20 protein-coding genes and 5 tRNA genes are annotated in these 26,356 nt (G+C 44.6%); 9 read left to right on the top strand and 16 right to left on the bottom strand.

All coding sequences use genetic code 11. The annotated features are described in order from the left end of the window. Positions 1-782: 782 nt before the first annotated feature. From FTU45_RS10445 to secA, 8 genes are all read right to left on the bottom strand, one after another. Positions 783-859: transfer RNA gene (locus FTU45_RS10445), tRNA-Pro, on the bottom strand. Between the two features lie 17 nt (positions 860-876). Further along, positions 877-952, bottom strand: a tRNA-His gene (locus tag FTU45_RS10450). A gap of 33 nt (positions 953-985) precedes the next feature. Next, positions 986-1,062: transfer RNA gene (locus FTU45_RS10455), tRNA-Arg, on the bottom strand. A gap of 34 nt (positions 1,063-1,096) precedes the next feature. Continuing rightward, positions 1,097-1,173 (bottom strand) — tRNA-Pro (locus FTU45_RS10460). Positions 1,174-1,324: 151 nt separating this feature from the next. Beyond that, on the bottom strand, positions 1,325-2,392 hold the full coding sequence (nadA, locus tag FTU45_RS10465) for a quinolinate synthase NadA (protein WP_180076367.1): 1,068 nt from the start codon (positions 2,390-2,392) through the stop codon (positions 1,325-1,327). 152 nt (positions 2,393-2,544) lie between these two features. Continuing rightward, complete coding sequence (gene argJ, locus FTU45_RS10470; RefSeq protein ID WP_005098053.1) at positions 2,545-3,765, bottom strand: bifunctional glutamate N-acetyltransferase/amino-acid acetyltransferase ArgJ; 1,221 nt, start codon at positions 3,763-3,765, stop codon at positions 2,545-2,547. A gap of 158 nt (positions 3,766-3,923) precedes the next feature. After that, positions 3,924-4,277: a hypothetical protein gene (locus tag FTU45_RS10475; protein ID WP_005098054.1), complete on the bottom strand. Its 354-nt coding sequence runs from the start codon at positions 4,275-4,277 to the stop codon at positions 3,924-3,926. 137 nt (positions 4,278-4,414) lie between these two features. Then, positions 4,415-7,141, bottom strand: a complete 2,727-nt coding sequence (gene secA / locus FTU45_RS10480; protein ID WP_100329824.1) for a preprotein translocase subunit SecA — start codon at positions 7,139-7,141, stop codon at positions 4,415-4,417. A gap of 333 nt (positions 7,142-7,474) precedes the next feature. Here secA and FTU45_RS10485 point away from each other — a divergent pair, with 333 nt between their 5' ends. Beyond that, positions 7,475-8,110, top strand: coding sequence for a peroxiredoxin (locus FTU45_RS10485; protein ID WP_180076368.1), 636 nt, complete (start codon positions 7,475-7,477; stop codon positions 8,108-8,110). A 473-nt stretch (positions 8,111-8,583) separates the two neighbouring features. Here the strand turns inward: FTU45_RS10485 and FTU45_RS10490 are convergent, their stop codons facing one another. Genes FTU45_RS10490 through trpA form a run of 4 tightly spaced genes read right to left on the bottom strand, consistent with a single transcriptional unit; the run spans position 8,584 to position 12,602 of the window. Further along, a complete protein-coding gene (locus FTU45_RS10490; protein ID WP_373685749.1) occupies positions 8,584-9,633 on the bottom strand; it encodes an SPOR domain-containing protein in 1,050 nt (349 codons plus the stop codon). Then, entirely contained in the window at positions 9,624-10,907 is a 1,284-nt protein-coding gene (folC, locus tag FTU45_RS10495; protein WP_180076369.1) for a bifunctional tetrahydrofolate synthase/dihydrofolate synthase, read from the bottom strand. Before folC ends, FTU45_RS10490 begins: the two co-directional genes overlap by 10 nt. Beyond that, positions 10,904-11,800, bottom strand: coding sequence for an acetyl-CoA carboxylase, carboxyltransferase subunit beta (gene accD / locus FTU45_RS10500; RefSeq protein WP_034608357.1), 897 nt, complete (start codon positions 11,798-11,800; stop codon positions 10,904-10,906). The genes folC and accD overlap by 4 nt, the downstream gene beginning before the upstream one ends. Before the next feature lies 1 nt (position 11,801). Continuing rightward, positions 11,802-12,602, bottom strand: coding sequence for a tryptophan synthase subunit alpha (trpA, locus tag FTU45_RS10505; protein ID WP_100355753.1), 801 nt, complete (start codon positions 12,600-12,602; stop codon positions 11,802-11,804). A gap of 365 nt (positions 12,603-12,967) precedes the next feature. Between trpA and FTU45_RS10510 the strand changes: the two genes are divergently transcribed. Next, positions 12,968-14,302, top strand: a complete 1,335-nt coding sequence (locus tag FTU45_RS10510; protein WP_180076370.1) for a Na+/H+ antiporter NhaC family protein — start codon at positions 12,968-12,970, stop codon at positions 14,300-14,302. Positions 14,303-14,350: 48 nt separating this feature from the next. Here FTU45_RS10510 and FTU45_RS10515 read toward each other — a convergent pair whose 3' ends face one another. Then, a complete protein-coding gene (locus FTU45_RS10515; RefSeq protein ID WP_180041032.1) occupies positions 14,351-15,388 on the bottom strand; it encodes an AraC family transcriptional regulator in 1,038 nt (345 codons plus the stop codon). 142 nt (positions 15,389-15,530) lie between these two features. Here FTU45_RS10515 and FTU45_RS10520 point away from each other — a divergent pair, with 142 nt between their 5' ends. Further along, positions 15,531-16,409 (top strand): metal-dependent hydrolase, encoded by an 879-nt coding sequence (locus tag FTU45_RS10520; RefSeq protein WP_180076371.1) that lies wholly within the window; start codon positions 15,531-15,533, stop codon positions 16,407-16,409. A 61-nt stretch (positions 16,410-16,470) separates the two neighbouring features. Here FTU45_RS10520 and FTU45_RS10525 read toward each other — a convergent pair whose 3' ends face one another. Both FTU45_RS10525 and FTU45_RS10530 read right to left on the bottom strand, forming a co-directional pair. Next, positions 16,471-17,463 (bottom strand): DUF2804 domain-containing protein, encoded by a 993-nt coding sequence (locus tag FTU45_RS10525; RefSeq protein WP_005168593.1) that lies wholly within the window; start codon positions 17,461-17,463, stop codon positions 16,471-16,473. Between the two features lie 136 nt (positions 17,464-17,599). Then, entirely contained in the window at positions 17,600-18,109 is a 510-nt protein-coding gene (locus tag FTU45_RS10530; protein ID WP_005098068.1) for a DUF1543 domain-containing protein, read from the bottom strand. A 486-nt stretch (positions 18,110-18,595) separates the two neighbouring features. Here FTU45_RS10530 and FTU45_RS10535 point away from each other — a divergent pair, with 486 nt between their 5' ends. Continuing rightward, positions 18,596-20,827, top strand: coding sequence for an NADP-dependent isocitrate dehydrogenase (locus tag FTU45_RS10535; protein WP_074383515.1), 2,232 nt, complete (start codon positions 18,596-18,598; stop codon positions 20,825-20,827). A gap of 257 nt (positions 20,828-21,084) precedes the next feature. On the opposite strand, the gene FTU45_RS10540 is transcribed toward FTU45_RS10535, so the two are convergent. After that, positions 21,085-21,171 (bottom strand) — tRNA-Leu (locus FTU45_RS10540). Between the two features lie 167 nt (positions 21,172-21,338). On the opposite strand from FTU45_RS10540, the gene queA reads away from it, so the two are divergent. From queA to tgt, 5 genes are all read left to right on the top strand, one after another. Next, positions 21,339-22,373 (top strand): tRNA preQ1(34) S-adenosylmethionine ribosyltransferase-isomerase QueA, encoded by a 1,035-nt coding sequence (gene queA / locus FTU45_RS10545; RefSeq protein ID WP_100355755.1) that lies wholly within the window; start codon positions 21,339-21,341, stop codon positions 22,371-22,373. Between the two features lie 15 nt (positions 22,374-22,388). Then, entirely contained in the window at positions 22,389-23,417 is a 1,029-nt protein-coding gene (locus FTU45_RS10550; protein ID WP_180076372.1) for a hypothetical protein, read from the top strand. 57 nt (positions 23,418-23,474) lie between these two features. After that, positions 23,475-24,044 (top strand): LemA family protein, encoded by a 570-nt coding sequence (locus FTU45_RS10555; RefSeq protein WP_005098074.1) that lies wholly within the window; start codon positions 23,475-23,477, stop codon positions 24,042-24,044. Between the two features lie 111 nt (positions 24,045-24,155). Continuing rightward, positions 24,156-25,007 carry a DUF4303 domain-containing protein gene (locus FTU45_RS10560; protein ID WP_180076373.1) on the top strand — a complete coding sequence of 284 codons (852 nt, stop codon included), beginning with the start codon at positions 24,156-24,158 and terminating at the stop codon, positions 25,005-25,007. A gap of 119 nt (positions 25,008-25,126) precedes the next feature. Beyond that, positions 25,127-26,257, top strand: coding sequence for a tRNA guanosine(34) transglycosylase Tgt (gene tgt, locus FTU45_RS10565; RefSeq protein WP_005098076.1), 1,131 nt, complete (start codon positions 25,127-25,129; stop codon positions 26,255-26,257). The last annotated feature ends 99 nt before the right edge of the window (positions 26,258-26,356 follow it).

The raw sequence follows: 26,356 nt of genomic DNA on the forward strand, positions 1-26,356 counted from the left end.
TCCACACAAGTTGTTCTTCATAATCTCTTAATGATCTTCTTGCTGATTCGTCACCAGCAAGCTAGGTCGGCTATATTACACTGAATTTCTAAAGTGTCAATCCGTAATTCAAATTAATTTAAACTTACCCAACAAAACCCAATTTTAACACTTCGTGCTAAGTTACTGTTTTATCAGAAGTTTTAATCTTCATTACTGCCGATGGATGTGCATTCTACAGCATTTCACACCCAACACAACCCCTATTTCTAAATAATTCAGCAAAAAACCAACGACTGTTTATTTATTCTACAAAAAATGCAGGTTTTTCTATTTTTTGATCATAAAACATACACCCCAAGGAGGTTTATAGTGTTTATTTACTTATAAAAGCTATTTCTGGTGGATTTCAGATTTATATTTTAATTTATCTTTTCTTTAGCAAGAAAAATATAGATATCAAGACTGATAAATTATTTATATTTCCCTTTTATATAAATGCTGAGGAACTCATACACTTCACCAAAATAAAATAATACGAAAATGAGAATGCCTCAATATTCCTCCACCCTTAAACGCATCATAATCCTTCTTCAGCAAAAGACATAAAATAAAAAACCCATCTCACCTGCATAAGCTATATTGAGTGAAAAATAAATTGATATAGAGATACAAGTGATTACATAAACAATTATCAAAAAGGCGACTATAAATAATATTGTGTATTTTTTATACTTATTAAATTTTAGGCATAAAAAAACCGCTTAACGCGGTATCTTTTATCTCGACCATCTTGAAGGAGATGGTCGGAGCAGTAGGATTCGAACCTACGACCCCCTGGTCCCAAACCAGGTGCACTACCAGGCTGTGCTATGCTCCGATTTCAACTTTAAAAGTTGGGGTGAATGACGGGATTCGAACCCGCGACAACTGGAATCACAATCCAGGGCTCTACCAACTGAGCTACATCCACCATCATTTTGATTCTTAACATCAAGCGACCAAATGGCGCGCCTGACAGGATTCGAACCTGTGACCATCCGCTTAGAAGGCGGATGCTCTATCCAACTGAGCTACAAGCGCGTTACTGATGCAAACATCATTTGCCTTGAAGAATTGGTCGGAGCAGTAGGATTCGAACCTACGACCCCCTGGTCCCAAACCAGGTGCACTACCAGGCTGTGCTATGCTCCGATTCATCTCAGCTTTCGTATCGAACATCGTTCGGTACGGTGTGCATTCTAGGCGTGACGCCCGGAGACGTCAACACCTATCTTAAAAAAAAACCTAAAAAATGCGCCAAGCGTTTATTTATCAAGCGCTTCAGACATTTTTTATACAAATTTTAACGTTTTAGTCCGGCACTAAAATTCAACATGCGATCTAGAGGCAGTTTTGCGCGTTCAGCCAGTACAGGATCGACATGTACTTCCTGATCCTTATGCTGTAATACATGCAAAATACCATCCAGCTCATTCATTGCCATCCACGGACAATGCGCACAAGAACGACAGGTTGCCCCTTCCCCCGCAGTTGGTGCCTCAATCAGGATTTTATCGGGAACTGCTTGCTGCATTTTATAGAAGATACCACGATCCGTAGCCACAACTAAACGCTGATGTGGCAAAGTCTGTGCGGCTTTAATCAGTTGCGAGGTACTGCCTACTGCATCGGCAATCTCGACTACAGACATGGGGGATTCCGGATGTACCAACACCGCAGCATCGGGATAGAGTGCTTTCATATTGACAATACCGCGTGAACGGAATTCTTCATGCACGATACAGGCACCATCCCAGAGCAACATTTCTGCACCGGTTTTGCTTTGGATATATCGGCCCAAGTGCTGATCCGGTGCCCAGATGATTTTTTCGCCCAGACTGTCCAGATGTTCGATAATTTCCACTGCACAGCTTGAAGTGACCACCCAATCGGCTCGGGCTTTCACGGCCGCTGACGTGTTGGCATAAACCACCACGGTATGATCGGGGTGCGCATCGCAGAAAGCTGTAAATTCATCAACCGGACAACCAAGATCCAGTGAACAGGTTGCTTCCAGGGTTGGCATCAGCACGGTTTTATCTGGAGATAAAATTTTTGAGGTTTCACCCATAAATTTCACTCCTGCCACCACCAACATAGAGGCTGGATGATCGCGACCAAAACGTGCCATTTCCAGAGAATCCGAAACACAACCACCGGTCAACTCAGCCAGTTCTTGCACTTCAGGATCGCAATAATAATGCGCCACCAAAACGGCATCCTGTTTTTCCAGCTCAGCCTTGATTTGTGCAAATTTGTCTAATTTTTCCTGCTGGCTCATTTGATGTTCTTGAGGAACGCCTAAACGATCTAAATGCGCCTGCACAATCGACTTTGCTTCATTGGCTATTAATTTGGTCGCACTATTCATAACAACTCTTACTCTACCCTAATTATCCGTTATGACACGGACATTTACCCTACACCCTAATCACAATTGGCAAAATGCCATTTTTGACCAGTCATTAAAAATCATAAGATATAAAAAAAGCCCCACAACGGAGGCTTTAGAAACGATCTGAATTATGAACGATAATCTGCATTAATCTTGACGTAATCATAAGACAGGTCACAGGTATAGACCGTGTCTTTCGCTGTACCACGTCCAAGATCAACACGAATCGTCATTTCAGCTTGGGCCATCACACCTGCACCAGCTGCTTCAGTATAGTCTGCTGCCGCACCACCATCTTTACAGATTTGTACATCATCTAACCAAACCTGAATTTTTGCAACGTCTAAATTCGGCACACCAGCATAACCAATCGCTGCCAGAATACGCCCCCAGTTTGGATCAGAAGCAAAAATCGCAGTTTTAACCAATGGCGAATGTGCAATGCTATAAGCCACATCACAGCATTCCTGAATATTAGCACCACCTTCTACCGCAACTGTAATAAATTTGGTGGCACCTTCACCATCACGCACAATCAGTTGCGCCAAGCGTTTCATGGTACGCATTAACACATCAAGCACGACCGCATAACGTGGATCTTCAGTCGAAGTAATTTCAGCACCACCGCCTTGACCTGTGGCAATCAAGATGCAGGAATCATTGGTTGAAGTATCACCATCGATGGTAATGCGGTTAAACGACACATTTACTGTTTCTGTTAATAACTGCTGAACCAGTTCACGGCTGATTGGAGCATCGGTTGCGACATAACCCAGCATGGTTGCCATATTTGGGCGAATCATGCCGGCACCCTTGGAAATACCGGTCATGGTATAGGTGACACCATCCAGCTCGAACTGCTCTGAAGCGCCTTTCGGTGTAGTATCTGTGGTCATGATTCCCGTTGCAGCATCGACCCAGGCATCATCACGCAATGAGTCTAGCGCAGGTTGTAAACCGCTGAGCAAACGCTCCATTGGCAATTGCTCGCCAATGACACCCGTAGAGAATGGTAAAACTTCAGCAGCCTGTATCCCTGCCAGTTCAGCCAGCTTGGCACAGGTGGCTTCTGCATTTGCCATGCCTGTAGGACCAGTTCCTGCATTGGCATTGCCGGTATTGATCACCAGGTAACGCGGATTCCCTACCTGTAAATGCGCTTTAGATACATGCACAGGGGCTGCACAGAAGGCATTTTGAGTAAATACCCCTGCAACATTGGAGCCTGCAGCCAGTTCAAATATCACCAGGTCACGTCGGTTCTGATAGCGCACATAGGCTTCAGCCGAACCAATTTTAACCCCTTTCACCACATGCATCTGTGGCATAGATACGTCACCAACTGCCATTTTAAAGTCCAATATTGAAGTTTCGGAAAAATACAGCTTAGTTGATCTGCAACAAAAAATCGAGCCAAAGCCTGAGTAAGCTTGAGATTTATGATGGATTTTCACAATAAAAAACCAGTCATCAAGACTGGTTTCTGCATTTTCAAAAATCGGGGATTTTAATTTTTCGCAAGTTGCCCTGCTTCATTTAATAAAGCCTGCTTCGCTTGCTGCTGACTCGCGGCAGAAAGTGCCGGATTAGATGCCACAATACGATCTGCATTGGCCGCATTGGCCGGTGCGATCGCAGCGGTCTGCAACACAATCGGGCGATTCTGATTGGCAAAGGTATAACGAATCCCGGTACGCGGGCTGGCCACGGTCACTTGTTCATCTGTACGTTGTACTTGAGCTGTAGTAGAACCCACTGCTTGCTGAACTTTATCAAGTGTCGTGGTGGCTGCAGTTTCTGCAAAACTTAAAGCAGGCATGGCCAAAGCGGCAATCATGAGCGTTTTTAATACTTTTTTCATTCAGGTTATTCCACTTTTCGGTGTTGAATGAGCCATTAAATACCATTTAATCCGCAGGACTGCAAATAGTATTCAGTTTCTGAAAAATCTTTATACATAAAAAATCAGAGCCATGTGGCTCTGATTTTCAATATCGCTTAGATTCTGCCATGACACTGTTTATATTTCAGGCCTGAACCACATGGACAAGGTGCATTACGGCTTGCCGGCGCTTCAAAGACTGGCGCTACCGGACTTGCCTCAGCATTTTGTTCAGTCGTATTTTCATGTTCATCTGCCAGTAAACCCTCGAACTCATCATGAGATAACTGCAATCGCATTGCCTCAGCCTGTGCCTGCTGCTGTGCTTCCATTTCAGCCAGCTCTTCAGGGGTCGGCACATGAATACGCGATAAATCTGTAACGACATCCGATTTGATGACACCCAGCATATTCACAAACAGGTTATAGGCTTCTTTTTTATATTCCTGCTCTGGATTTTTCTGTGCATAGCCACGTAAATGGATGCCCTGACGTAAGTAATCCATCGCTGCCAGATGTTCTTTCCAGTGGCGATCCAGAGAATTCAGCATAAAGTGACGTTCAAGCGATGCTGCAGATTCCGCACCCATTTGTTCACGACGCGAACGGTAACGATTCAGTACTTCATCGCTAATACGCACCACCAAGGCCTCTTCATCGAGACGACGGTCCTGTTCCAGCCATTGTGCGATAGGAAGATCGAGTGACATGTCTTCACGCAAGGCCAATTCCAGACCTTCAATATCCCACTGGTCATGAATCGACTCAGGCGGAATATAATTGGCAATTACACCCTGCATCACTTCACGAATCATTTCTTCAATATAATCTTGCAGCGAATTTTCTGCCAGAATGTCATCACGCTGACTATAAATAATCTTACGCTGTTCGTTATTCACGTCATCGTATTTCAGCAAGTTCTTACGAATATCGAAGTTACGTGCTTCGACTTTACGCTGTGCATTCTCAATCGAGCGAGACACCATTTTGTGTTCAATCGCTTCATCTTCCTGCAAGCCCATGGCACGCATCATACCCACCACACGGTCACCGGCGAAAATACGCATCAGGTCATCTTCAAGCGACAGGTAGAAACGCGATACACCCGGATCACCCTGACGGCCTGCACGACCACGCAACTGGTTATCGATACGGCGTGATTCATGACGTTCAGAACCGATAATATGCAAGCCACCCGAATCCAGAACGGATTGATGATTAACATCCCATTCCGCTTTCAGACGCGCTTCGTCATCGCTTGTCGGATTTTCAATTTTGGCCAGCAATGCTTTCCAGTTACCACCCAGCAGAATATCGGTACCACGCCCCGCCATGTTGGTGGCAATGGTCACGGCACGCGGTGCACCGGCTTGCGCAATAATATCCGCTTCACGTTCGTGCTGTTTGGCATTCAGTACTTCGTGGGTAATACCGGCAGCTTTCAGCTTATCGGATAGAATCTCAGATGCTTCGATGGTTGCCGTACCAATCAAGATTGGCGCAACACCGGCTTCATGCACACGCTGAATTTCTTGAATAATCGCGTTATATTTGCCTTCACGATTTAAATAGATTAAATCGTTCTGGTCATCACGGATCATTGGACGATGGGTCGGAATCAGCACCACATCCAGACCATAAATTTCTTTCATTTCCGCGGCTTCAGTATCAGCGGTACCGGTCATACCCGATAATTTTTTATACAGACGGAAATAGTTCTGGAAGGTTGTGGTTGCCAGGGTCTGGTTCTCTGGTTGAATTTCCAGACCTTCTTTGGCTTCTACCGCCTGATGCAAACCTTCAGACCAGCGACGGCCCGGCATGGTACGACCGGTATTTTCATCGACGATAATCACTTCACCATCATTGATGATGTATTGCACGTTACGTTGATATAAATAATGGGCACGAATTGCCGCAGTCACATGATGCAACAGATTCAGGTTCGACGCTGAATACAAGCTCTCGCCTTCTGCCAACAAGCCCATTTCAATCAGTTCACTTTCAATGGTTTCAAAACCCACTTCAGTAATTTCAACTGAACGCTGTTTTTCATCAATCCAGAAGTGACCGCCATCCGGCACTTTCTCTTCTTTCTGTGCCTGTAATTTTGGTGGAATATTATTGATGGCTGCATAAAGCTGTGAAGAATCTTCACTTTGACCGGAAATAATCAGCGGAGTACGTGCTTCATCAATCAGGATCGAATCGACCTCATCAATAATCGCATAGGTTAAACCACGCTGCTTTTTCTCAGCCAGCGAGAACACCATGTTGTCACGCAGGTAATCAAAGCCAAATTCGTTATTGGTACCGTAGGTAATATCGGCACGATAAGCTTCCGCTTTTTCCATCGGATTTTGCATGGAATAAATAATCCCGATGCTTAAACCCAAAAATTCAAATAATGGACGGTTGAGCTCGGCATCACGTTGTGCCAGGTAATCGTTCACGGTAATGACATGCACACCCTGACCGCTGATGGCATTCAGGTAACAGGCCAAGGTACCCATCAGGGTTTTACCCTCACCGGTACGCATCTCTGCAATTTTACCTTCGTGCAAGGTAATACCACCGATCAGCTGCACGTCATAATGACGCATGCCCATGACCCGCTTGGCGGCTTCACGACAGACTGCAAATGCTTCAGGCAATAATTTATCGAGGTTTTCACCCTTATTATATCGTTGTTTGAATTCTTCAGTTTTTGCAGATAAGTCTGCATCGCTAAGGGTAGATATCGTCGGCTCGAGCACATTAATCTTGTCTACGATTTTACGCATGCGTTTGAGTTCGCGCTCATTTTTGGTACCGAAGATTCCTCCGATCAGACTTGCCAACATGAATAGACTCTCTAAATCTTGCTTGTCAAATGAATATGTTCTTAGTCGTTATTATGGTGCTAGAAATTTGAACTACAAGGGTTTTGCTATAAAACCGCTGAAAAAAATCTGATCCTGAGTTCTAGCCCCGAGATCTAAGGCAAAGTAATGTAGCAAACTTTAGCTGTGCAATATAGTCAATTAGACGACTGATTTGTTTGATTCTAGATAGATAAAACAAATCACTTATGCTATTTATTCATAAAGAAAGCTAAAAACACTATTTTTAATCATAAAAAAATTAGTTCATATTAAATCTCATCTCTACATTAAAAGACCAATTGAGGCAAAAAAATGAGTTTACGTCTAGGCGACACCGCACCGAATTTTGAACAGCAATCCAGTGAAGGCCTGATTAATTTTTATGATTTTCTGGGCGATAGCTGGGGCATTTTATTTTCACATCCGGCGGACTATACGCCGGTATGTACTACTGAACTTGGTTATACCGCAAAGTTGAAAGATGAATTTGAAAAACGTGGTGTCAAAGCCATTGCCTTATCGGTTGATGATGTTGAATCACATCATGGCTGGATTAAAGACATCAATGAAACCCAGAATACCACAGTCAATTTTCCGATCATTGCCGATCAGGATCGTAAAGTGTCTGAACTATATGACTTTATTCACCCGAGTGCCAGTGAAACGCTCACAGTTCGCTCTTTGGTGGTCATCGATCCAAACAAAAAAGTCCGTTTGATTATTACCTATCCGGCATCGACGGGTCGTAATTTCCATGAAATCTTGCGTGTGGTGGATTCATTGCAACTCACCGACAGCCATAAAGTCGCAACACCTGCCAATTGGCAGCATGGCGATGATGTGGTGATTGTGCCATCGCTAAAAGATGAGACTGAAATTGCACAACGTTTTCCTAAAGGGTATACCACGGTCACGCCTTACCTGCGCTTAACGCCACATCCTGAGTGAGGATCAGCAAGACACTGCTTCGCCCTGAGGAATATATTCCGCAAGAAGACGAGAAGCTACGCTTCGAGTGACACAAATTAAAAGGACTCCTTTTTAATTTTGCGCAACACAAGTGAAGTGCGTAGCACGGGATAAAACGGAGCACTGCTCTGTCCTGAGGACATATATTCCGCAAGAAGACAAGAAGCTAGGCTGTGACTGTAAGAATAAACGAAGCACTGCTCTGTTCATAAAGAATATGTATAAGTACATCCACTCTTAACGTTGATGTATCTATATAAAAAGCAGCAAGATTAAAACTGAATTTCTAACCCGAATGACGTGCCGAGTTCGAAGTTCATCACCAGCCTATCTTTAGATAGGCTTTTTTAATCCTGAGAGCTTTGTCACCTTTTTAATTTTTGCTCCCCAATAAAAATGGATTCAGGCATAACCTGAATCCATTTTAAACCAAAGTACAGTAATACGCTGTCTTAGTTACGCTTATCTAAAGGCACCCAGTCAATCACCCAGGCAGATTTCATATTCAGACTGTCATCTGCAGCGATTTTTTTACGCGAAGTATCAGCAGTTTCCCGATCCTTTGATGGACCGACCATGATACGAATCCCTTTAGAGGTTGGACTCTTGGTCACTTTATAACCCTTGGCACGCAGCTTTGCCGCAACCGCATCTGCATTGGCTTCATTGGCTGCCAGTGCAACCTGCACCATCCACTGCTTGTCACTTTCACCTTCCAGCAATTTACGTGCCTGCTCAGCTTCTGCTTTCTTTTTGGCGTCTTCTGCTGCCTTTTTCTTGGCTTCTTCAGCCTTACGTTTGTCTTCGGCTTTACGTTTTTCTTCGGCGGCTTTACGTTCAGCTTCTTTCTTCTCGGCTGCCTTACGCTCTTCCTCAGCCTTACGTTTTGCCTCAGCCGTCTTACGTTCTGCTTCGGCTTTTTGCTGTTGCTCCAATTTACGTTTTTCTTCAGCCGCTTTGCTTTCAGCGGCTTTACGCTCCGCTTCTTTCTTGGCCGCTTCAGTTGAACTGTTGGCTTTTTGCTGCTCAAGCTTCTGCAGGGCTAGCTTTTTGTCTTGTGCAGCCTTTTCTTCAGCCAAGCGTTTCTGTTTGGCCTGTTCGTCTTCGACCAGTTCTGGTGGAATATTATCCGAGCTTTGCTGTCCCATACGATGCGCATTAAGTGCAGCATATTCTTCAGCCGCTTTACGCGCCGCATCTGCTTCTGCCTGCTGCTGCATCGCTAAAAATTCAGCCGCACGAGCCTCCTGCTCTGCCACAGATTTTTCCCGATCACGGCGTTGCTGTTCAAGTAAACGCTTTTCTGTTTCCACATCGACCGTCAAGGAACCCAGCGAATGATTCACTGCATCCTTCGTTTCCACTTCCGCAACCTGTGCCGGTTTCTGCTGACGGTCCTGCTTGATTTCATCTTGACCTTTCAGGAGTAATGCTGCCAATAAAACACCACCACCGAGTAAAACAACACCGCCCATCCAGCGCTGTTTGTTATTCATTGACATTCTTCCAAATACTCCCATACCGCTTCTAAGGTATGAAATGATCCACATACCAAAATCAGCTGATTATTATCTGTTTGATCCAGTGCTGATTTAAAAGCTAATTTCACATTGTCAAATTGTTCTACCGCCTCACCGCCTAGAGCTTCAGCCAAAACTGTGAGCTCTGCCGCACGTGGGACGGATAATGGTGCAATTTTCCACAATTGAACCGTGTCTTTCAATAACTTGGTGACAGAATTTATATCTTTATCTGCCAACATTGAAAACACACAAACGATATTTTTATAGTTTTGATTGTAATTTAAATAGTTTCGCAACTGTTTCAGCAGAAACTCGACCCCATGCGGATTATGTCCGGCATCAAAAATCACGGTTTTATTCTGGATTTGACAGACTTCAAAACGTCCCGGCAACTTTGCCGTTTGAATCCCTTGTGCCATCACATCCTGACTGACCGTTAAACCGCTCAGCAAAATTGCAGCCACAGCGGTAGAAATATTATCTAGCGCCAGTGAACCTGTTGGAAGTTTTAAGGTCGTACCCGAAGAGGCAAAGGCCCAAGACTGGCCATCTGCACATGCTTCATAGAAATAATCACGATTCACCGCATATAGGGGCGCGTTGCATTGCTGAGTTTTAGCTAAAATGGCTTGTGGAATCTGTTGCTGTCCACCAAATACCACCGGAATATTCGGCCGGATAATTCCGGCTTTTTCAAAGGCAATTTTCTCGATGCTATCACCGAGCCAATCGGTATGATCCAGACCAATATTGGTAATCACTGCTACATCCGGATTAACCACATTAACCACATCCAGACGACCGCCCAGACCGACTTCCAGCACCCAGACATCACATAACTGATCTTTAAAAATCACAAAAGCGGCCAAAGTGGTCGCTTCAAAGAAAGACAGGCTCAAATCACATTCGCGACGAGCCTGATCCACCTGAACAAAAGCATCCACCAACAACTGATCTTCAACTTCAATGCCGCGCAGTTTTACCCGCTCATTGAAACGGTACACGTGTGGAGATTGATACAGTCCGACCTTGAAGCCTTGTGCATTCAAAATCGCAGCCAGTGTGGTGGTGGTTGAACCCTTACCATTGGTTCCAGCCACCGTCAGCACTTTGGCCGCCGGACGTGTCACACCGAGCTTTTCAGCCACCGGAATAACCCGTTCCAGACCTAAATCAATACCCGTAACGTGAACATGGCTCCAATAATCGAGCCATGTACTTAAAGAATCTGTTGCTAGCGGTGCTGTGTTCAATGCAGGTTCATCAATTTCGTAACAATACGGTAAACTGTATCACGTAATGCGTGACGGTGAACAATCTGATCGATTACCCCATGATCAAGCAAATATTCCGCGCGCTGGAACGGTTCTTCCAGTTTTTCACGGACAGTTTGTTCGATCACTCGTTTACCGGCAAAGCCAATCATCGCCTTCGGTTCAGCCAGATGTACATCACCCAGCATCGCCAATGATGCAGTGACACCACCGTATACCGGATGCGTCAATACCACCACATAAGGCAGGCCTGCTTCTTTTAAACGCTGGATAGCAGCCGAAGTACGTGCCATTTGCATCAAGGACAACATGCCTTCCTGCATACGTGCACCGCCTGAAGCAGCAAAGCAGATCAAGGGCTGACGGGCTTCAATCGCACGCTCTGCCGCCTGAACAAAACGGTCACCGACCACTGTACCCATCGAACCGCCCATGAAGTCGAATTCAAACGCACAGGCAATCATTGGGACATCTTTTAGCAGGCCTTGAATCACGACCAACGCTTCGGTTTCGCCGGTTTTCTTTTGCGCTTCTGCCATACGCTCTGGATAAGCTTTGCTATCGACAAACTTTAACGGATCTTTAGCCTTAAACTCCTGACCCAGTTCAGTCTGTACCTGGTCAAAGAACCAGTTCAGGCGATCACGGGCTTTCATGCGTAAATGCTCATCACACTGCGGACAAACATAGGCATTGAATGACATCGCGGTACGGGTCACCAAAGCATGACATTCAGGACACTCGACCGTAGGCTCGGTAAATGTCGCTTTGTAGATCGTTTGCTCATCAGGTACATGAATGCCTGGAACAATGCGTTCCGTCCATGGGGTCGATGGGCTCAGAATTTTGCCTGATTTCACGGGTTGACTCATACTATAACTCATCGAGCGCTGCTCGAAGCTCCTTGACTTTATTCACCGTCGCAATAACGGCTTGTTCTGGTGCAAGCGTTGCAAACTGCTTTACAAACGCACTTCCCACAATAACTGCATCGGCAGCAACACCCATCGCTTTCGCAGATGCAGCATCGCTGATACCGAAACCTACGCCTACAGGAACATCAGTCACAGCTTTAATCTTTTGAATGCGGGCAGCGGCTTCAGAGACATCTAAAGTTGCTGCACCGGTCACGCCTTTCAAGGATACATAGTAGATAAAGCCAGTGGCCTGTTTCGCTACGTGTTGAATACGTGCATCGGTTGAAGTGGGTGCCAGCAGGAAAATCTGATCCATGTCATATTTTTCCAGTACTTCACCCAGACTTTGTGCTTCCTCTGGCGGTAAGTCCACCAGCAGCACGCCATCTACTCCACATTCGTAAGCATAAGCCACAAACTTTTCATAGCCAATCACTTCGACCGGATTCAGATAACCCATCAGCACCACAGGTGTTTCGCGATCTTTCAAGCGAAATTCTTTCACCATGTGCAGTGCGTCCAAAGTATTGGTTCCGCCTGCCAGCGCACGTTCAGCCGCTAAAGCAATTACGGGACCATCTGCCATCGGGTCGGAGAAAGGAAGACCCAGCTCAATCACATCGACACCCGCCTCTACCATTGCATGGAGCAAAGATACAGTGACCTCTGGATGCGGATCACCAGCCATCACATAAGAAACTAAAGCTTTACGCTGTTGAGATTTAAGTTGTTCAAATCGTGTGGCTAAACGTGACATAGGGCTGAGCTTTCCTTAACGTGTTTCAAACTTGAGGCATTGACTATGTAAAAATACAAGACGTCGCATTGTAACGCTATTTTTTGTCCAATGAACAGTCTGCGATACCGACCTCGAGTATTTCATTTCCTGTACGAAGATTTCAAAACAATTCGGAAGGGTCTATTTACGATTATTTTGATTTTTTTCACAATGATCAAAGATGCCTAATTTTGCTATTAGCCAAAATCCTGAATATTTAGATAAACTTATTTTTATCATGCAAAAATTAATAAAAATGCAGATGTTAGCGCATTCATTTAAAGTTTTCTGAAATTGCAAAACCTGCTTTATACTAGTCCTATTCTCTTACTTTTTTATCTCCTATGCAGACTGATTCTGAGGCGACAGTGCAGGCACGCGCCATTGCACTGCTGCCGCTTATTGTATTTTTAACCCTGTTTTTGGGTAGCGGAATCTATCATTCCCTGATCGGAACCGAGTTCGCGTTCTATCAGGTGAAAGCGCCTGTGGCTGCCCTGCCTGCGATTATCTTGGCTGCATTAGTGTATCGCGGTAAACTTAACCAAGGCATTGAGGAATTCATCAGAGGTGCCAGTCATCCGAACTTAATCCTGATGTTTATGGTGTTTATGCTGGCCGGTGCCTTTGCCAGCGTCAGTAGTGCCATTGGCAGTGTGGATGCCACTGTGCAGATGGGCTTGTCGGTGATTCCACCCACATTTATTCTGCCGATGCTGTTTGTGATCTCGGCCTTTATTGCCACGGCTATGGGTACCTCCATGGGCACCATTGCAGCCTGTGCGCCGATCGCTTTTGGATTTGCCGAGGTCACCGAGATCAATGTAGTTTATGCGGTTGGTGCGGTCGTTGGTGGTGCCATGTTCGGTGACAATCTTTCAATGATCTCGGATACCACCATTGCTGCAACGACCAGTCAGGGCGTACAACTACGTGACAAATTCAGAGTCAATGTCTGGATTGCGGTTCCTGCCTCAATCGTGACTATTTTGATTTACGTGTTGAGTAGCGGTAGTAGCAATGCAGTGGAATACAAGGACTTCAACTGGCTTCTGGTCTTACCTTATATCGCCGTATTTATTTTAGCCTTTAGCCGTTTACACGTTCTGGCTGTGCTGACCATTGGGGTACTACTTTCCGGCTTGTTTGGCCTATTTGCCACAGCTGAATTTGATCTGCTCAAACTGAATACTTCAATTTATGATGGCTTTGTCGGCATGTTTGAAGTGGCATTATTGTCCATGTTCCTGGGTGGCCTGTCGGCGATCATGCAACGTGAAGGCGGTTTACGCTGGCTGATCGAGCGTATTTATAGCCTGACCCGTCTGTTTAAAGTCGGTCAGCAACGTGCTGGCGAAATCGGGATCAGCTTCTTGGTAGTATTTTCGAATATTTTTGTGGCCAATAATACCGTGGCGATTATTCTGTCGGGTGATATGGCACGTGAAGTCGCCAAAGAATACGGCGTGGATCCCAAGCGTTCTGCAGCACTGATGGATATTTTCTCCTGCGTGGTACAAGGTCTGATTCCTTATGGTGCACAGTTGCTCCTCGCCTGCTCGATTGCAAAAATCTCACCGGTTGAACTGATTGGCGGCTTGTACTATTGCTGGATTCTGGCCATCTTCGCAATTGCTGCGATTGCGTTGAGATTCCCCAACCTTAAAGCAACCGCTTAATCTCTGTATCATCCTCACATCAAAAAGCGATCTGATTGGGTCGCTTTTTTATTGCTGTGCATGCTTTAACTGTTTCTTGCGCTGGAACAAAGTCTGTCCGGTGGCTGCTTTATAGGCGCGGGCCAAGGCCGACTGGTCGGAATAATCCAGCGCTTCAGCAATCTCGCTCAGACTAAGCCCCTGCTGTAACAAAATCTCACAGCGTTTGATGCGCTGCTGTTGCAGCAGTTTTTTAAATGAAGTTTGATATATGCTGAATAAGCGTTGCAAGCTTCGGGTCGACATCCACAACTGCTGGGCAAGCTGCTCAATTTTGATCGCCTGTTGCCTGGTTCGCAACTGTTCGGCAATGATTTGCTGTGCTTGCTGCAAGGTATTTTCAACAGGTGCTTTTGCTGCAATCGCCTGTTCCGCCTGAAGAGTCAGCAACTGCAATAATATGGGGTCAGCATGCTCAGACCCATGAGCTAACCCCTGTACATCCAGTTCCAGAGCATAATAATCTTGAGAAAACTGAACCTCACAGGCAAAGAATTTTTGATAATGCATTTGTGCCATTTCAGCTGCATGAGCCAGTCGTACACAACGCAATAAAAGTGGCTGCTCTTGCAAAATAACCCGTCCCAGTTGCACCATTGCTGCCATGGTGAGCTCATTTAACAAATTATATTTTTCATCTAAATAGCCCCAATAGAGTTCCATACTGTGTTCATGCTGCTTCAACTGTAAAGGCACGAATTCACTGCCATCAATCACCAGCCGCTGAAAGCGCATGCTATAGCCGATCATTTCCGCGACACTACTGCTACGTGAAACCATATAACCCAGTACACCAAAATGCTCAGGACGAATGACCTGCACGATTTCAAAAATCAGCTGCGGACAGTTCAGATGTTGCCGAGTAGTTAAAATAATATGATTCAACAATTCCAAAGGTACTTGTGTATCAAAAGGCTGATCGATGAGGGTCACAAGCGAGTCATGCACATCTTGCAGAAAGTCGGCAGTTAAGGGTTCAATCCCCACATCACGCAAATAAGTCGCCCAGAGCTGAAGATAACCATTGGATATTTTTATGTCTTGCATGTGCGATTCTCGCTGGCAGCTCTAATCTGACCAGTTTTATTTTCATTTGGCATAAAATGTATAAAAATTGGCAAGCTCTGTCAAAACAATGGCGAGATTCGCCGACATACTGTCAGCATCGTCACAAAAAAGAATCTACAAGATGAACGCCATATTAAAATCCGCCCTACAGCCTGTGGTTCGCACCCAACTTGATTTTAAACTGGATGAAATTCCATGTTACTGGTTCGGCGGCGATCCCTTTATGACACGCATGTTCGATGCCCTGAGCCTGACCTTTCCAGACGGCGAGCGCTATTTTATTCAGAGTGTCCGCCTGTTCCGCGATCAGATCCAGGACCCAGAGCTGCAACAACGTGTCGCGGATTTTATCCGCCAGGAAGCCCAGCACGGCATCGCGCATGACAAAATGAATCAGTTGATGCGCGAGCAAGGCATGCCTGTAGACCAATTTATTGAACGTTTAAATAAAATTTTCAATTATGATCTGAAGCACCGCTCACCCCAGTTTAATATTGCCATTACCGCTGCGGCAGAGCACTTAACGGCGCTTATGGCAGAAACTTTTTATGGACAAAAACAGACCCTGAAAGATGCCCATCCTTTTGTACGGGCATTATTGGCCTGGCATGCCATTGAGGAAATGGAACACCGCGATGTAGCTTTTGATGTGATGAAAAATGTGGCTAAAACCCCAGAATTTACCCGTCGAGCCACCTTAGTCAGCACGACCATTTTAATGTTTAGTTTTACCGTCTATCGTGCCAATGTCATGCTGAAACATGATGGCTTTAGTCCCTTGCAACGCTTGCAGATGAATATCAAGAGCTTACCCTGGTTTTTTGGTCCAAAAGGCACATTGACCCGAATGGGCAAACAGTATCGAGACTGGTTTAAAAAAGACTTTCATCCGAGTCAGCACCCAGTGATTGCCCAATACGAGGTCTGGATCAACACCCTAAATGAAACCGGCGATCCGATTCAAGCCGGTGAAGCCTTCTGGCAGGCCGCGAAAGACTAAACGTGAGCATCGCTTAAATCAAAAAGCCTTCAAAATTGAAGGCTTTTTGATTTAAGCTGATTTACCATTTGGCATAATGCTGCTCAAGCAAGGCATATTCATTCAGTAAAATAATTTCCTGATCATCCTGCTGAATGGTGCCACAGACTTTGGCCTGCCACTGGCTAAACTGGCTGCCGACCAGACGCAAATTCAGATTTTCATAACGTCGCCAGCCTGTGCTTACAGTCAGATTTAGCTTTTCATCTAGCGATTGAATCGTCCATTGAGTTTCGGATTCCTGCTGAAAGAGCACATCAGCCAATGGATAAATTTTTCCGTTGATCCATAAACAGTTTTCATTACCAAAGCTTTCGTTAACACCGGATGCTAAATTAATTCCAATCCGCTGATTGGTCGCATCCCAAAAGTTACACGACAACCAAAACCAGGCAGTTTCTGGACGTAAAAAGCCACAGGTGTCATCCAGCAAGGCAAAAGTTCGTTCGTTAAATTGAATCTTTTGTTTTTGTTTATTTAAAAAATAGCCTTCGCAACCTAAGGTCGTGAGCTTTTGCGTATAAGTCCAACCGTTGATACCAGTTGGGCTACACATACTTAAAGGATCGGTTCCTGCACAAAAGATTCGTGCACTGAGCTGAATTTCGCCGTATTTACTGACATTGATATAGCGCACACCGTTGGCATGCTGAATATCGACCTGAAAAGGCGATTTATGAAAATAACTGTGATTGAATAATGGTTGTTCATCCAGCACAGTATGGCGAGACAGGAAATTAATCGCATTCCATTCCAGAACGTCATTGGTCATATGGTTGTAGACATAGACAAAACTGTGCCCTGCCCATGCAATATCGGCAATCGCCAGCCCAATGGTATAATGTTCGTGCTGAATACTACAAAATTTGAATTTCTTATATTTTAGATGCTTACGCCAGCCTGACAGCACCTGACCATAAGGGTTCTTGTATTGATATGCCTGATAGTCAATACTTTTTGGAAGTTCCTTGAAACGTCCATAGTGCGGTTGTCCATTTGCCTGAATTAAATCCATTTAAGATGTTCCATCTCAGTCAAAAGCTGTTTTTCCTTTCCGGTATTATGCAGATTATTGAACTTTGATAAAGATTTTTTTTAAGTCACTCGTCGAATCCTGACCCTCAGCCACACTATAGCCCTATGCTTCGGTTTTAAATCGTGAGATAGGTATTTTCCCAGCGATTCGCACTAAAATGTCCCTCCACCAGCTGTACATATCGGCCATACACCTGATCAATCGCAATGCAATCATCGACATCCAGCACCCGGTCAGTATGCTGTTTTTGCCAGTGCTTGGCGAAATAAGCTTTACCGCGCTGTTTTGCCACCATGGCATTCTGTGCCACCACCAGCACATAACGGTGCAGCTCACCAAATTCACGTGCATCATAACCCCCTAAATTAATCAGCCAAAGCTTTTCGGCAGCCTGATTCGGGGCAGCATCGCTAAATTGAACGTGATAATTTTTGCCCTCGAACTCCAGTCCATTAATTTGCGCCCAAGCATCAATATGCAGCCCTTTTTGCTCGGCAAACCAGGCATTTTTCAGTTGAGGATAGGTTTCTTCCAGAGTTTCGCCTACTGCCAGTACCACATCATGAACTTCTGTATTGGCACGGGCATGACGGCCACCAAGCATCACAATAAATAAACTGGGCATCCGATTTCCTTATTTCGCTGCAATTTTAAGAATGATTTGATCAATGCTTAGAAGTATATCGCAAAGTAATTCCATGATATTGAGATGATGATTCGTCAAGGCAAATTGCCTCAATTGACCCGAAGAAACTGCCCCGAAATAGCATCTGATCACTCAACATTCATTTGTATTTCGGGATCATCACGATCCCACCCAATGCTCAAAAACTCATCTTTAGTGAATACAATCTGGTAGCATAAAATTTCTTTCCAGCACCATAATGATTTCTAAGCGCAGAAAATTATTTTTTTGTACAAAATACAAACACAGCTAAACCATACAAATCTGTACAAATTTTCGCCCAAATTTCAATCTAAAAGCATATTTCGTTGACTGAAATGCGCTGAAAGACGATACTCTCAATGTTTTTATTTAAGCAAATCGGTTCAATGAGGCTGGACCAAAAGTTCGGCCCTCAGAAACTCAATCCAACGCAAGGGGCTATATATGGCTGGTGGAAAGTCAACTATCATTTACACACTGACCGACGAGGCGCCATTACTGGCGACTTATTCTCTGCTGCCGATCATTGAGACCTTTACTAAGCCAGCTGGCGTTGAGATCGTCAAAAGTGACATCTCTGTAGCTGTGCGCGTGCTCTCTGAATTTACAGATTACCTAAGCGAAGAGCAAAAGGTGCCTGACACTCTAGCTGAGCTAGGTCGTCTTACACAAGATCCAGACACGAACATTATCAAACTCCCAAATATCAGTGCTTCTGTTGGCCAGCTAACAGCGTGTATCAAGGAACTCCAGTCTAAAGGCTATGCCCTTCCTGACTATCCTGAAAACCCGGCCACTGAAGAAGAAAAAGCAATCAAGGCACGTTATAGCAAATGTCTTGGTTCAGCAGTAAACCCGGTACTACGTGAAGGTAACTCAGACCGTCGTGCACCTGCTGCCGTTAAAAACTATGTGAAAAAACACCCACACTCTATGAGCGAGTGGAAACAGTGGTCTCAAACTCACGTTTCACACATGGACGAAGGCGACTTCTACCATGGCGAAAAGTCGATGACTTTAGACCGTGCACGTAATGTGAAAATGGAATTGATCACCAAGTCTGGTAAAACCATCGTTCTTAAGCCAAAAGTTGCGCTTCAAGATGGCGAAATCATCGATTCAATGTTCATGAGCAAAAAAGCGCTTTGCGATTTCTATGAAAAAGAATTAGATGATTGTAAAGAAGCCGGCATCTTGTTCTCACTTCACGTGAAAGCAACCATGATGAAAGTTTCACACCCGATCGTATTCGGTCACTGTGTGAGAATTTACTACAAAGACGCATTTGAAAAACACGGCAAGTTATTTGATGAGCTTGGCGTGAACGTAAACAACGGTATGGCTGGTCTTTATGAAAAGATCGAAACTCTACCAACCTCTGTACGTGAAGAAATCATTGCAGATCTACATGCTTGCCAAGAACATCGTCCAGCACTTGCGATGGTTGATTCTGCCAAAGGCATCACGAACTTCCATTCACCAAACGACGTGATTGTAGATGCTTCTATGCCTGCAATGATCCGTGGTGGCGGTAAAATGTGGGGCGCTGATGGCAAACCTTATGACTGTAAAGCCGTTATGCCTGAATCAACATTCGCACGTATTTACCAGGAAATGATCAACTTCTGTAAGTGGAATGGCAATTTTGATCCACGTACAATGGGTACCGTACCGAACGTTGGTTTGATGGCGCAAAAAGCGGAAGAATACGGTTCACACGACAAAACTTTCGAGATCTCTGAAGCGGGTATTGCCAACATCGTTGATCTTGAAACTGGCGAAGTGTTGATGTCACAAAACGTGGAAGAAGGCGATATCTGGCGTATGTGTCAGGTGAAAGACGCACCGATCCGCGACTGGGTGAAACTTGCAGTAACGCGTGCACGTAACTCTGGCATGCCGGCAATCTTCTGGCTTGACCCGTACCGTCCACACGAAAATGAACTGATCAAGAAAGTTGAAAAATACCTGAAAGATCACGACACTACCGGTCTTGATATCCAGATCATGTCACAAGTACGTGCAATGCGTTATACGCTTGAACGTGTTGCGCGCGGTCTAGATACCATTTCTGTAACAGGTAACATCTTACGTGACTACCTGACTGACTTGTTCCCGATCATGGAATTGGGTACATCTGCGAAAATGTTGTCAATCGTGCCGTTAATGGCGGGTGGCGGCATGTATGAAACAGGTGCAGGCGGTTCTGCGCCTAAACACGTACAGCAGTTAGTTGAAGAAAACCACTTACGCTGGGATTCACTCGGTGAATTCATGGCGCTTGCAGTTTCTCTAGAAGAAATGGGTATTAAAGAAGGCAATGACAACATCAAGTTACTTGCTAAAACTTTAGACCGTGCAACTGGCAAATTGCTAGATAACGACAAGTCACCTTCTCGTCGTACTGGCGAACTCGACAACCGTGGTAGCCATTTCTACCTGGCGAAGTTCTGGGCTGAAGAACTTGCTGCTCAAGACGAAAATGCTGAATTGAAAGCGAAATTTGCACCACTTGCAAAAACTTTAGCTGAAAATGAAGAGAAAATCGTTACTGAGCTTGCTGAAGTTCAAGGTAAATCAGTAGACATCGGTGGTTACTACGCTGTTGATCAAGAGAAAGTAAATGCAGTGATGCGTCCAAGTGCTACTTTGAATGCAGCACTTGCTACGATCTAAGCTTTTGCAAAACTGACTTGATCAGTAATGTAAAATAAAAAAACCGGCGTCTAGGCGCCGGTTTTTTATGTCTGATTGATGTATCAAAGTTATTCAATTAATCTATTTTTCGCTATAGATATAAATCATCATCTTACTGACAAAACCACTCAAATTCAGTCAAAAACTATTTTAAGAAATGATGTAAATAAATACTTTTAAATATACAGACAATAAAAAACCCCAAGACTGAATGTGCTTGGGGTTTTCTAGAATTTTGGTCCCGAGGGTCGGACTCGAACCGACACGTCATCTCTGACAGCGGATTTTGAGTCCGCCGCGTCTACCAATTTCACCACCTCGGGAGTGGATGAAAGGTATAATACGCGATTTCTCGGCACTGTCAACGCAGAATATTTACATTTGTTTATTTTTAAAACAAATGGCATTTTTTCGTTTTAAAATCGAGCAATTCCCGCCATAAAAAAGAAAAAAGTTTATACTAGCCGCAGTTTTTTTAGCGTAAATCATCATGCAACTTTCTGATTTTAATTTTGATCTCCCCGATGAGCTGATTGCTCGCTATCCTCTGGAAACACGCAGTGCCTCTCGCCTGCTGCACCTCGATGCACACGGTCAATATCACGACCACCAATTTACCGACATTCTGGACTTGCTTGAAGACGGCGACTTACTGGTATTAAACGACACCAAAGTCATGAAAGCGCGCTTAAAAGGCAAACGTGCCTCAGGCGGTGCAGTAGAAGTGCTGGTTGAGCGCATGATGGATCAGTTCATTGCACATTGTCATATCAAGGCCAGCAACTCACCGAAAGCCGGTGCAGAACTGTTTATTGGCCCAGATGCAGTAAAAGTGACCGTGCAAGGTCGTCATGAAAACCTGTTTATTGTGGAATTTTCACAGCCGATTTTAGACGTCTTAGACAAATATGGCGCCCTACCTATTCCGCCCTATTTCAACCGTGAAGCAGAAGAAATTGATACCGAACGTTATCAAACTGTGTTTAATGATCCAACCAAGCTGGCCAGTGTCGCAGCACCTACGGCTTCTCTGCATTTCGATGAAGACTTATTGAAAAAGTTAGCAGCCAAAGGAATTCAGACCACCTTTGTCACACTACATGTGGGCGCAGGTACATTCTTACCAGTCCGCACTACCGATATTGAAAATCACATCATGCACAGCGAATGGTGCCAGGTGTCCGATGAGTCGATGGAACTCATCAAAACAACTAAAGCGCGTGGCAATAAAGTGATTGCTGTCGGTACAACGGCTACCCGTGCCACAGAAAGTGCGGCGCAGGCCAATGGCGGTGAGCTGAAAGGCTGGACCGGTGATACCCAGATTTTCATTTATCCGGGTTATCAGTTCAAAGTGGTCGATCGTCTGATTACCAATTTCCATTTACCGGAATCGACCCTGCTGATGCTGGTTTCTGCCCTATCCAATCGTGACAACATTCTGAATGCTTACAAGCATGCAGTAGACAGCCACTATCGCTTCTTCAGTTATGGCGATGCCATGCTGATTGATCAGGCACAATAGCGAGAATAGCTGCCCATGCCGATCGAGTCTGTACAACAGTCCATTCATATTCGCCGCAAGAAAAATGCAGTGGTGTTTCAGAATATTGCCCGGCTGTGGGATTTGGGCCGTCAAGCCAAGAGTCATCAAGACCTGCTGGACGGATTGCATCCCTGGAATGGCCCGATAACGCTAAAATTTGAAAATAATCTGCCATTGGCGCTGGCTGGTATTGGTTTGTTGCTCATCGTCAGCATTTTTATTGCACCGGAAAATATCTGGATTCAAAGTGGCGTTTTTCTGGGCGGCCTGCTGCTGTTCTGGGCCTATCTTTGCTATGAGCAGCAGCAACCACTAGATGAAGTTATTGGTTTTCTGGAAGATGTAGCACTGACCAAAAAATATCAGCTTGCCTTTCAGCAACAGCCACAGCATATTTCAATTCCTTTAAATCCCCTGCATTTTATTGGACATTTAAAACGTTTATTCCCCTTATTCAATCAAGGTTCTTTGAGTAATGAGATTACACGTTATGCCAGCACGGTATGGGAAGATGAAAACGGCCAGCAACATCAGGTGCTGCTGTTTCAATATCACTATATTGATGAAGTACAGGTTCGCAACAAGCAAGGGCAGCCGGTTAAATTAATGCAGGTTCACAAAGACCTGTGGGGCGTGTTTGTCTTTGATATCCAGATTCAGGGACTGGCGGTCACGACTTCTCGACGTAAATTTTATTATCCTTATAGCCATCCCTGGCATAGTAGCGATATTCGTACCAATCAACGCTTAAGCTTTTATGGCAGTGATCCGATGCAAACCGCCAAATTACTCAGTCCGGGTTTTGTACTGCGTCTGGCCGATTTTTTTGCACAGCGTCAGGGGGATTTACTGTTTCATCCGGAAAATCGGATGCTCTGCTATCTGGGGCCTCATGATTTATTTCAGGTGTCGAGCAAGCATCGTCATATCAATGATATTTCGACATTGCGCGGCCATCTCAGAACGTTTAAATTAAGACAACTCGAACAGTTACAACATGATCTTGTGCAGTTTTTAAAATAACTGCTTTTTTTTAAATCAATATTTTCAGAATATAAATATGAATTGGGGATATCTCGCATGGGATTTTTGGTTTTATGTTTGATTATTATTGCGCTGATTGTGCTGATCATTATGATCCGCAACAGTATTGTCCGTCATCACAACGCGACGATTCGCGCCTGGTCGGATGTTGCCAGTTATGAACGGCAGAAACTGAAAATTCTGGATGGACTGCAGCCGCTGGTCGAGCAATATTCTTCTTTTGAAAAAGGCACACTGGAAAAAGTCACCGAACTGCGTCAGAACATCATGAATTTAAATATCAACGATGCCGACATTTCTCAGTTACAGCGCATTGAAAGCCTGAACAAACAACTCATGCATAGCCTCAATGTAGTGGTTGAAAACTATCCCGAGCTAAAAGCCAATGACATTTATCTGAAAATGATGGCTGAAATTGAAGAACAGAATGAAAATGTCGGTGCGGCAATTACCATTTATAATCGCAATGTGGAACTGTTTAATAACCAGATCCAGATTTTCCCACACAATGTGATTAATAATATGCTGTTAGGAAAAAAAGCAGTTCGCCCTTTTCGCGATCAGAGCGCAACCCAGAGTTTTGACTATCGTCCAAATTTTCACTGAGCAACTATCTCATCTGATCGACTTTCTCATCCTGGCGTACTCAACTTATAATAAAATGACCCAGGATGAAGCTACACCTTTATAAAACCAATAAAATAAAGAATAAAAATTATGCTGAATTATGTAGAGTGCTTAGAGCAGACGCTGGTCGAGGAATTTTATCAGCTTTATGACCATTATCAGGACGATGGAATCTATGCCTGTAGTCTGGTCTTTGACGAATTTTTACTGCTGGATGATCTGGCCATTTCGACTGAATGCAGTATTTTTAAAGATCCGGAAGATCAGCGGCAATATCTGGCTGAACAAGATCGCTGGAATGTCCCAAAATGGCGTTATCGGGCACAAGCTGCGCCCGACTCCGGACTGATCCCGTTCAAAACTTTGCTGGCTGATTATTTTAAAACCCAGCATAGTTTTGGTCATCCGCTATTAGAACAGCAACAGCTCCACACAACACATCTGGATTTATTACTGCAAACATTCAAACAGGCCAAATATCGCCTCTCCGAAGCCTATGGTCTGGATCTGGGCAATATACTTTTTTTCCTGAGCCTGCCAAACCAGGCCGAATTTGAACGCCGATCTGCACTGGAACTCAACCCAGAAAGCGCCTTATTGCAAAACTTTCTAGCCTCCCGACATGCCCAGCCTTTTTCTGAAATCAGTAAGCGATTAAAACTCTCGCAAAATGACAAAGACATTCTGATTGATCTGGAGCAAATGCTGGTGATGGAGCCTTATGATTATCTGCAAGTGGCGCAAGATGCCTATTTGCTGACCTTGGAATCTTACTTTATCGACAGCAATATCTATATCCAGAAACTGATCCAGCATATTGCCGCCATGGCCTCTGAACCGGATGGCAGCTGTGCTCTTAGCCGGGAAGATATCCAGCAGCGCTTGCAGCAGTTTTCTGCAAATTCGACTATTTCACCTGATCTTGCATTTATTCAACGATAAATAAAATTACAGAGCGAATGCTCTACAATGCTGGCGTTTAGCGTAAGAATCAAGGAAAATAGCGCCCTTTAGCTATGAACTAGCAGCGAACTGTTTTTTCGCCTGGATGTGGAACTCCTATGAAGTTTGAAAAATTAGGTCAGTCGGGTCGCGCCCGTCGTGGTCGTTTAACGCTTGAACATGGTGTGGTTGAAACCCCGATGTTTATGCCTGTCGGCACTTACGGTACGGTGAAAGGGCTGTTGCCGCGTGATATTAAAGAGATCAAGTCTCAAGTCATTTTGGGCAATACCTTCCATTTGTATTTACGTCCAGGACTCGATGTGATTCGTGAACATGGTGGCCTGCACGAATTTATGAAGTGGAATAATCCCATTTTGACCGATTCCGGTGGCTTCCAGGTGTTCAGTCTGGGCGCAATGCGTAAAATTAAAGAAGAAGGGGTCACCTTCCGCTCACCCATCGATGGTTCAAAAGTATTTTTATCGCCTGAAATTTCAATGGACATTCAGCACACGCTGAACTCTGACATTGTGATGATTTTTGATGAATGTACGCCCTACCCTGCGACGCATGAAGAAGCGCAAAAATCCTTGCAACTGTCTTTGCGCTGGGCGAAGCGCTGTAAAACCCAACATCATGAGGTTCTGAAAAACCGTAATGCACTGTTTGGGATTATTCAGGGTGGCATGTATGAAGACTTACGTGAAGAATCGTTAAAAGGCCTGCTGGATATTGACTTTGATGGTTACGCGATTGGCGGTCTGTCCGTTGGCGAGCCTAAAGAGGAAATGATCAAGGTACTGGATTATCTTCCAGAACAAATGCCGGCAGATAAACCGCGCTATTTGATGGGTGTCGGCAAACCTGAAGATATTGTGGAAGCGGTGCGCCGTGGTGTCGATATGTTTGACTGCGTGATGCCAACCCGAAATGCACGTAATGGTCATTATTTTGTCACAGATGGTCTGGTACGGATCCGTAATGCGAAATATCGTCACGATCAAAGCCCGCTTGACCCACATTGCGATTGCTATACCTGTACCAACTTCACTCGTGCTTATTTATTCCACCTCGAAAAATGTGGGGAAATGCTCGGTTCGATGCTCGGTACCATTCATAACTTGCGTTATTACCTGCGCTTGACTGAATCCATGCGTGATGCCTTGGACAACGGTACATTTGATGCGTTTGTGCAGGACTTTTATGCCCGTCGTGGCCTGGAAGTACCCCCTTGCCCGCAAGATTAATCCATCAGCATTTGCGCTGAGGAAAAAGACAATGTAAATTGCAAGAATATGTCAATTTATTATCAAGTTGATCACCAGTTTTTTTATTTTAGGAAAATG

The sequence above is a fragment of the Acinetobacter sp. YH12106 genome (assembly GCF_013418995.1).
GTDB lineage: Bacteria > Pseudomonadota > Gammaproteobacteria > Pseudomonadales > Moraxellaceae > Acinetobacter > Acinetobacter pseudolwoffii.